5 protein-coding genes are annotated in these 10,064 nt (G+C 44.2%); all 5 read left to right on the top strand.

Going from position 1 to position 10,064, the window contains the following annotated elements; all coding sequences use genetic code 11:
• Positions 1–143: 143 nt before the first annotated feature.
• The gene (locus PKI34_06055) at positions 144–5,369 is read left to right on the top strand and encodes an HYR domain-containing protein (protein ID HNS17366.1); all 5,226 of its coding nucleotides are present in this window, start codon (positions 144–146) and stop codon (positions 5,367–5,369) included.
• 413 nt (positions 5,370–5,782) lie between these two features.
• On the top strand, positions 5,783–6,847 hold the full coding sequence (locus PKI34_06050; protein ID HNS17365.1) for a hypothetical protein: 1,065 nt from the start codon (positions 5,783–5,785) through the stop codon (positions 6,845–6,847).
• A gap of 499 nt (positions 6,848–7,346) precedes the next feature.
• On the top strand, positions 7,347–7,598 hold the full coding sequence (locus tag PKI34_06045) for a hypothetical protein (protein HNS17364.1): 252 nt from the start codon (positions 7,347–7,349) through the stop codon (positions 7,596–7,598).
• Between the two features lie 181 nt (positions 7,599–7,779).
• Positions 7,780–8,481 (top strand): hypothetical protein, encoded by a 702-nt coding sequence (locus PKI34_06040; protein HNS17363.1) that lies wholly within the window; start codon positions 7,780–7,782, stop codon positions 8,479–8,481.
• A 10-nt stretch (positions 8,482–8,491) separates the two neighbouring features.
• Positions 8,492–10,064: hypothetical protein (locus PKI34_06035; protein HNS17362.1), on the top strand; the 1,573-nt coding region annotated here is incomplete at its 3' end.

Raw genomic sequence — 10,064 nt, 5'->3', positions numbered from 1 at the left:
CCCTGACTGTAACCGATGATTATGGATGTACAGCCTCCGACCAGGTCACTATTGTAGTAGCTCCTGCTCCAATTGCTATTGCAAACAGTAACAGCCCTCTATGCGAAGATGAAAACCTCCAGTTATTTGGCAGTTCAAACGGAATGAGTGATTACATATGGATTGGACCTAACGATTTTACATCCACTTTACAGAATCCAATAATCGATAATGTCACAATTGCTGCAGCTGGCACATATACATTGACAGTGACAGATATCTACGGATGCATGGCATCTTCAGAAACTATTGTGACAATTTATCCAACTCCAACTGCTGATAGCCCTGACGACCAGGCCTTTTGCTTTGGAGAAACTACACCTGTTATTCCGCTAACCGGTACGCCAGAAGGAGTGGTCTTCGATATATCAGGAGGCACGTCAATTGGGTTACCTAATCAAACAGGAGTCACTGAGATTCCTTCATTTATTGCTTTGACTGGAACGGCGACAATAACAATTACTCCACATGCCAATGGATGTACAGGATCACCTGTGACTTTTATCATCCAGGTATTTCCATTACCCAATGTCATTGCTATACCATCCTCACAAACAATTTGTTCAGGTGCCTACACCAATATAAATCTTACCAGCAATGTACCTAATACAACTTTTTCATGGATTATATTTTCGATAACGCCCCCTGGAAGCATTGCCGGAGCACTTGATGATGATGGGAATCAGATAATACAACAGTTATTTAATAATATAACATCTAATGCTGTTGTAATTTATAAGGTTTATCCTCATGCGAACAACTGCACAGGAATACCAGTAAACGTAACGATTACTGTAAAACCTCCTCATACTTTAATAATTAACGATCCTGATCCTGTGTGTACCCCATCTACAGTCGATCTGACAGATCCTTCCATTACTGAAGGCTCCTCACCCAATTTAATATTTACTTACTGGTTAGATGCTGCTGCAACCATGCCTTTGCCAAATCCATCATCCGTATCTACAAGTGGAACCTATTATATTAAAGGGCTTGATCCCTCCACTAATTGCTACACAATAAAACCGGTGGTTGTTATTATTAATTCTTCACCAACTTTAGTAATTAACAATCCTGAACCGGAATGCATCCCTGCGACTGTAGACATTACGGATGAATCAATCACAGAAGGTTCGACACCCGGACTTATTTTTACTTATTGGTATGATGCTGAAGCAACTGTACCTTATCCAACTCCTGAAACAGCTGAAAACGGGACCTATTATATAAAAGGCACAACTGATCTCGGATGCTATGATATACAACCTGTTGTTGTGACTATTTATTCTGATCTGGGAATTCCTGTCTTTGAATTAGGTGAGTTTTCAACAGCATGTTCTGGTAGTGAACCAATTATATATTCTGCTACTGCTGAAAATGCTATTACGTTGACTTATAGTTTGGATCCGACAAGTCTTGCAGCTGGTAACACCATTAATCCAAATACAGGGGAAGTTACATTCGCATCCGGTTATACAGGAACCATACTAATTACTGCTACTGCGACCGGCTGCGGGCCAAATACAACAGCAATTCATTCTGTAACTGTCTTACCTTCTCCAACAGTATCCTTAGTCGCTTCACCTACAACAATTTGTGAAGGGGAGAGTACTACATTAACTGCAACTAATTCGGGTGGTATTATTATGGACTCATATTCAGGTACATCTGGAAATGTAAATTTAAATATACCGAATAATAGTAATACTCAATATGCAAATTCAATAATTACATTAACTGGAAGTATGGGGGCTACCTTAGCACCTAGCGATATTTTAATTATTACATTAAACATTACTCATCAATATGATGCTGATCTAGATATATTTCTTATTGATCCAACTTTTACTAGAGCTATGTTATTATCCTCAGATAATGGAAATGATGGAAATGATTATAGAAACACTGTTTTAAGAACAGACGCAACAAATGTTATTGGTACAGCAGGAAATAATACAGCACCCTTTACGGGAACATATAGACCTGAAGGGACAATAACTACTGTTCCTGATAGGACAGGTGCAGCTAACTTTGGTAATTATAATTTAGTAGTTCCTGCAAACGCATTAAACGGTGCTCCTATTGATGGAAATTGGACTTTAAGGGTTTTCGATGATGCAACTCATTGGTGGTGGATACAAAATACAGGAAGTCTAGATAACTGGTCTATAGAAATTATTAAACCAATAGGCAGTGGATATACTACTGAAATAAGTGGACCACCGATCATAGGGGATGTCATTTATTCGGGAGCTAATAGTACTACAGCAACTGCTGTTGTTACTCCTCCAGTCGGAACCCATATTTATACAGCTATAACTCTTGATGGGAATCATTGTGAAGGGATCTCTAACCAGGTTACAATCGTAGTAAATCCTCTGCCTCAAGCAGATATTACAGCCGATTATTGTTCTGATCCGAATGGGATGATTCTGCTGACAGCACATCCAGATAATATGTCGTATTTATGGAGCACAGGGCAAACAACACAACAAATAGCGGTTGATATTGTCGGTATTTATAGTGTTACGGTTACAAATCCCGCAACCGGATGTCATAAAACAGATTTCTTAGATGTTTCCATCGAGATGGTAGAAGATGGACATTTTACAAATTTCAATCCTTCAGATGTGACTTTCTATACTGAATATGAGCTTCGTCAGGAATTATATTATGGAGGTGATTGGACCTATTATCGTCCTAATTATGCTGGGTATGCAGTTCATGAAAGTGCATGGGCGGGGTGCGATCCTTGCGATTGGGTTGGTTGTTGTCCTAATCCGATAGGTGGTCACCCGGGTTGGCATGGAAGGGATCATACTAACAATACTGTAGGCCCAAGAAATTTCATGCTTGTTGATGGTGCGCAGGAACCACTTGTGATTTGGCAGAATGAGATTGATGTCGATCCTGGGACTACCTATTATTTCAGTGCCTGGGCCATGAATGTTGAATGTGCGCATCCAGCCGGAGAATTACAGTTTGAAATTAATGGGACACCTATTGGAATAAGTGCAGATTTAAATGCTCCTGACTACGTGAATAATCATTGTCCTTCTAATGAAGCCAAGGTCAATCTGGATAATTGGGTTCGATTCTGGGGAGAATGGACTGCAGATGCAGAAACGGCTATTGTAAAAATAGTAAATCTTGATCTTTTTGAAACTGGAAATGATTTTGGATTGGATGACATTTCCTTTGGTACACTTCAACCTCCTCCATTGATTATTGATCCAGAGGTCGAAGGTGAAAATTCATCTGTCTGTGAAGGAGAAACAATTCAGCTCCTATCCAATGTCACAAATGGATTAGAACCATTTACATTTCTGTGGGAAGGCCCAGAAGATTTCTCTTCAACTGAAGAAGATCCTGCAATACCAAATTCTATATTAGCAAATGGTGGGGAATATACTTTAACAGTATGGGATGCATCTGGTTGCCCACCAGTAAGCCAAACATTTATCGTATATGTTATTGCATCTGCAAAAGTAAATGCAGGAGAAGATCAGGTATTGTGTGCTTCGTCTCCAACTACTATCCAATTAAATGGATCTATTTCTGGATCAGCCAGTTCAAGTTTATGGTCAACGAGCGGTGACGGATCATTCGATGATATCTATGAACCAATAACAATTTATAATTGTGGGACACAGGATATTATTGATGGCTCTGTTATATTAACTCTGACCACAAACGACCCCGATGGTGTTTGCCCTTCAGTCTCAGACGATATGACAATTATTTTTCACCCCGCTGTTTCAGTTATCATTACTGAAATTATTCCACCTCTTTGCTATGGTTATTCTGATGGATCCATAACTGCATCTGCTACTGAAGGTACTGCTCCTTTTCAATATTCCTGGAATACAGTCCCTGTTCAGAACACGCCAACAGCAATTAATCTGGCAGCTGGAACGTATGCGATTACAGTTACCGATGCAAATGGTTGTACTTCAAGTGAAACTGTCACATTGCCCGAGCCCGAACCTTTAATTATTGATGAGGAAGTTCAATATACTGAACCAAGTTGTTATAACGGAAATGATGGTACGGCATGGGTTACAATAATAAGTGGAGAATCCCCAACCTACTTATGGAGCAATGGGCAGACAGATCCCGTAGCCACCGGTTTGTCTGCAGGAGTGTACTGGGTAACAATTACTTCGGCAAATGATTGTTCTTCAACTTCTCTGATTGTAGTGATTACCCAACCCGATCCACCTGATATTGACTGTCCTGGCAATATTATTACCAGCCCAAATCCAGGATACAATTATGCAACAGTAACAATAGATCCCCCCTTAATTACCGCACCAGGAATTACATATTTAACCTGGGAAGCCTCTCCACCTTCGGCTGGAAATGGAAATGGCCTGATACCAGACGATTGGCATTTTTATAGTGGTGTTACTACTGTGACTTACACGATTACAGATGATTGCGGAAACATAGCCGATTGTTCTTTCACCGTTACTGTCCTTGGTGCAGCTGATTTATTAATCACAAAATCAGCCTATTCTGTATTTATTGAAGATGGCGAACCGATCATTTATTATGATCAGGCATTTACAGGTGGAGAATTAATCTATACAATTACTGTTACAAACAACGGTCCTGCAGAAGCTGTTAATATTATTATTAATGATGTTATTTTGGTATTACCATTACCATTATTCTCCACTGATCTGATAACATGGAATCCTTGGGTAACACCGTACAACGTTGGGAATCTTGGAGCAGGCAGTTCAATTACCTTGTACATTAAAGGAACAGTCCCCATTGACCACTGCGAAAATATAGGTAACACGGCAAGTGTAACTAGCGATACGGAAGATGATGATATAGACAACAACTCGGTAACAATAAGCACCCAAGTTGAGGATAACGATCCACCTACTTTCGCAACCCCCGGACCTTTCGAATTCTGTGTACTGGATATTTATTCAGCTCTTTACGATGGCGAGCCTGAGCCATGGGCCGATATCATACCGGGACGTCCTGATTGGTATATTGTTAATGATGAGCTTGATTTAGATGAGAATGCTTTTTCGGATAACTGTTGCGATCCTGACGAATCTGATGAATTTATAGTTTATTGGCGAATTGATTTCGATGATGGAAGCTTCATCCCTCCATTACCCGATGAATATATATCCGGGCAGCCTTCCGCCTATCCGGGTGGCATTTTGCTACCAGGTGATGGTGTAAACTTCGAAGATTTATATCACACAATTACATATCGACTGGAAGATTGTAATGGTAATTTATCCGATCCAGTAAGTTTCATAATTACTGTAAAGCCCCGGCCTGATGTTCAGAAAGTACCTTAACACGAAAATAATTTTCCATCGCCCATGGAATCAATTAAGTACAAACTAAAACAAAACGCCTATGAAACACGGAAAGATGACTTGAAAGAGGGGAATTGGGAAACAGTTGGCAATTGGCAGTTAGCAGTTGGCAGTTGGCAATCAACGCGAAACGCGGAACCAGGAACTCGAAACCAGGAACCAGGAACTTAAAATCCAATTCCAATGAAATCAACCCGAATCATTAAACAAAAACCGAACCTATGGAACAAAACAAAAAGCATTGAACAAAATCCCAGGGACGTTTTAGCTGCATTTGCAGATAGCTGATTGCAGATAACTGATTGCAGATTGAAACCACTCCCCACCAAATTTTCTTTTAACCAACAAACTATGATTTTCGAATCAAATCAAATTTTAAATTTTTTACAATTATGAAAAAGCAAATTTCAATGATTCTGTTTTTAGCTATTATAGCTGGAACTAGTCAGGTTTACGCTCAAGCGATTGGAGGCTCTGACCCAAGACCAATATCTTGTGTTACTGATAATCCTTTTGCACCAATTGCTGGTATACCCTATTCTTACTCTGCTGAAGTAAGCCCTCTGACAGGTCAGGCATATTGGTATGCTACTCTTTCCACTCAATTTATCGATGAGGGTGTAAGGGTGGCAACAGAAGAGGTAGCTCCCGGCCCAGTTGTTGAAGCTGCAACTAACTATATGACAGCAGCTCAAGTCAATGCAAATCCAACAACAACCACAATCACCTGGACATCACAAGGTTTGGCAGATGCAACTGTCGCACCAGGGGACCCACCTGAACTTTTTGTTGTTGTTGAATATGAGGCCCCTGCAACAGGATGTGCCAATAACATGAAGGTATATCCCATCCTTCCTATAAACGCTTTTACGGTTGATATTTTAAATATTGAAGATGCATCTCAAGTACCATTGGCATATGATGCCACTGACGAACAGTGTGCTCCTGGAGTTGTATCTGCAGAATGGATAGCTACTCCTGCACCAAATGGTAGCATTGACTACGATTTCGGTATCAATTATTTATACTTTGAAGTCGTTGCAGCCAATTTCACTGACTCATATACCCCTTCATTCCAGCTTAGCGGACTAATAGGTGATCAGACTGCAGACATTGCATGGGGCTATAGCCTTGGAACATACGATCACTCTGTTGTAGCAGGAGCTAGTAATGGTAACTGGACAGATGATGAGGCTGTTACGACAAGCTTATCAAACACTTCTGCTGGTGTTTCAATCTATGTAAGAGTAACTGTATATAACAATGACACTGAAGGTCTTGCTTTGATTCCGATAACATTAGCTGTTGATGCTGTCAACGCTGCTGGTCAACCTGATGTATATCATGTTGATTGTACAGAAAATGATCCATTTGCTGATTTAGCGGTACAAAATGTCAATCCAAGGCCTACTGTTGATCCAGTTGCCCCAGGTGTTTTCTTACCAGTTCAGCCTTAACCTGTCAATGGTATAGCCTGATGGCAACAAATTTTGCTTTTTCATAACGGGGAAAACTGTCCCGGTTTGCAGCGTTCGCTGCAACCGGGACGCACACCCTGTTCGCTTTTCCTTAAATAAAAGCGCATCGACAAAGCAAAAAGCGTTGCCCGAACGCAAAAACCAATGCAGCTCAGGGGAACACAACGACGACGACGAAGGCGATATCGAACGTTTTCCATGCGCCTTTAGCACCCGGACTCTTCCGGGATGCACGTCGCTATTTTGTACCCGGAGCTGAAGGAAATTAATTCGCCACACCTCGTGGCATAAATCCTTCAGGTTATGGAACAGATTGCTTCTTTTCAGCGAACCCGGCCACCGAGGGTGGCAAGGGAAGGCTTTCAATGCAGACGACAGTTGGCAATTGGCAATTGGCAGTTGGCAATTGGCAGTAAACGCAGAACACTGAACCAGGAACCCGGAACCAGAAACCTGAAACAATTAACCCATTGGTTGTATGATCAAACCATATAGAAACATTTGCCGCGGAAGGCCGCGAAGTGAACTGGAAGGCGTAATGGGGCCCCCGGTGAACGAATTCACCCGAGCCGGACCCATTTTGAAACAACTTGGACGAGCCGGACCGGGGGAAAAAATACCTTTTTCATGGCGACCTGCTGACGAAAATGTGAGCGGGAATGCAAGAGGCATGACTTTTTTGAGAGGAGAAAGGAGAGAGGAGAGAGGAGAGATGAGAGAGAATTTATGATTCAGTATTCAGTATTTAGTATTTATGATTTAGTTTATAATTTATTGAAAATTAAACAAATAAAAATATATAGCATTCGCAGTTTGCTGTCTGCCGATTGCAGATCTAGATTGCCGATCGCCGATAGCCGATTGCAGATCTAGATTGCCGATCGCCGATAGCCGATTGCCGATTAAACCATATGTCCCGACTCGTACATACGATCCTATGCATACTCCTGGTAACAATACCGGGGCTGCTGCTGCCCATGGCCCCCGCCATGGCGCAGGATGGGAATACTGTGTACGCTGGTCAGACCAGCGAGTTAAGCGTGGTGGAGGTTCCGGGCGATACCTACGTGTGGGAGCTCTACAACGATGTCACGGGTTTGAATCTGGCTGTGGTCCCGGGTAACTGCCCGGTTACCGAAGCCTTCTTTGTAGATGGTATTAATACGGGTCCGACGGTTCAGGTTACCTGGCTGGTTCCAGGTATCTATTTCTTTAAAGTTACAGCTACCAATACCTGTCCAACAAACAATCTGAAGGTCGGCATAATGACCGTTCTTGAAGGATTTTCCACTGCTGTTTTCCTTGATCCTGCACCTGTCTGCTACGGAGATCCGGCCGTGCTGACGGTGGAGATCAGTGGCGCGATCGGGCCGTGGAGCATCACCTATACCGATGGCACGAGTTCCTGGACGATCGAAAATATTACGGATACGACCTACACATTCCTACACACCCCAACGCCTTCTGTTGGAAATACCGATTTCTGGATCACATCGGTGACCAACGGGTATGGACAGACGAACGACACACCGTCCGAACCGGTGACACTGACCGTGTACCCGCGTCCGGAAACATCGCCCATCTATCGGTATACGCCGATCGGGCAAAAATGAAATGACTGAAATGCTGAGACGCATCAGACATATTGGATGGATCACGCTGCTGCTGGCACTCGGCCGGCTGACGGCACAGGAAAACATTCCCGTGCTCGATACCGTGTGCCCGGATGCAGCACGCTTTTACCGCGTTGACGGGGAAGAGGGATCGGTCTATTCCTGGAAACTGACCTTGCCTGATGCGACCACACAGATACAACCGTCCAATGCCGACACCATCGCGATGGTGTGGAGCTTTGCTCCCGGAACCTATCTGCTGGAATGCATCCAGCACGGCATCCACTGCGACGACACCGCCGTCCTTGGCCAGGTGATCATCATCAATACACCGATCGTTTACGCCGGCAGTGACCGGTCGGTCTGTTCGAATAACTCCATCACGATCGATGATGCCGAAGCCCAGTATGCAAACTCCCTGCTGTGGACAACAAGCGGAGACGGGACTTTTGATGATCCGACACGGATCGATCCCACCTATACACCCGGAAGTGCTGACATTGTATCAGGATCAGTCATCCTGACCCTTACCGGTAAAGCGCTTGCCAGTGAAGGAGGATGTTCGGATGCTACCGACAGCATGATCCTGTCCATCTCCCTGGCTGTCAACGTATTTGCCGGTGAAGATACTTCCATTTGCGAAGGAGAGAATTATATACTTGCTGATGCAACTGCGGAAAATGCGCTCAGTGTCACCTGGACAACATCCGGAGATGGGATGTTTGAAGATAACGGGATACTGAATACAACCTATTATCCGGGAACTGCAGATATCATTGCAGGATACGTTACCCTTACGCTGACCGCCACTGGCGAAGAACCCTGCCCGGTGGACGAAGATGCAATGATCCTGACCATCACCGGCGCTCCGGTAGCCAATGCCGGTCCCGATGGCGGCATGTGCACCAGCGAAGGCAGCTATACACTGACCGGATTGGCAGAGAATGCTGCTTCCATCCTTTGGTCGACTAACGGGGATGGCACATTCAGCGATCCCGGTTTGCTGACAGCAGTCTACACTCCCGGAACCCTGGATATCGCAAACGGCACGGCTGTCCTCACCCTGACCGTTAATGGCAACGGAAACTGCGATCCGGTGGAGGATGAAATGACGCTGACCATCTCCCTGGCTCCCGTTGTCTTTGCCGGAGAAGATGCTGCCATCTGTGAAGGAGAATCCTATTTCCTGTCGGATGCCTCGGTCTTGAATTCTGACGATGTATCCTGGACCACTTCCGGGGACGGGACGTTTGACGATGCCGGCGAGGTAAATACGGAATACACTCCGGGCAGTGCCGACATCGAGGCGGGATCCGTCCTCCTGATACTCACTGCATCGGATGAACAGGGGATCTGTCCTGATGAATCTGACACACTAATCCTGACCGTGACCGGAGCACCCATTGTCAATGCCGGTCCCGATGGCGGAATGTGCACCAGCGAAGGCAGCTACACCCTGGCAGGCACGGCTGAAAACTACGCCTCGGTGCTGTGGACCACAGCCGGAGACGGCACCTTTGACAATGAAACCCTGCTGACAGCCGCCTACACGCCCGGAACAAACGACATTGCCAGCGGACAGG

This window comes from Bacteroidales bacterium (assembly GCA_035342335.1).
In the GTDB taxonomy this organism is placed as follows: Bacteria; Bacteroidota; Bacteroidia; order Bacteroidales; family JAGONC01; genus JAGONC01.
Note: the sequence above shows the minus strand (reverse complement) of the source record. Positions and strands in the feature narration are given on the sequence as shown.

Excerpts from the sequence above, each read along its gene's own strand:
- PKI34_06055 (HNS17366.1), top strand. The coding sequence starts at position 144 with ATGAGTGATTACATATGGATTGGACCTAACGATTTTACATCCACTTTA.
- PKI34_06050 (HNS17365.1), top strand. The coding sequence starts at position 5,783 with ATGAAAAAGCAAATTTCAATGATTCTGTTTTTAGCTATTATAGCTGGA.
- PKI34_06045 (HNS17364.1), top strand. The coding sequence starts at position 7,347 with ATGATCAAACCATATAGAAACATTTGCCGCGGAAGGCCGCGAAGTGAA.
- PKI34_06040 (HNS17363.1), top strand. The coding sequence starts at position 7,780 with ATGTCCCGACTCGTACATACGATCCTATGCATACTCCTGGTAACAATA.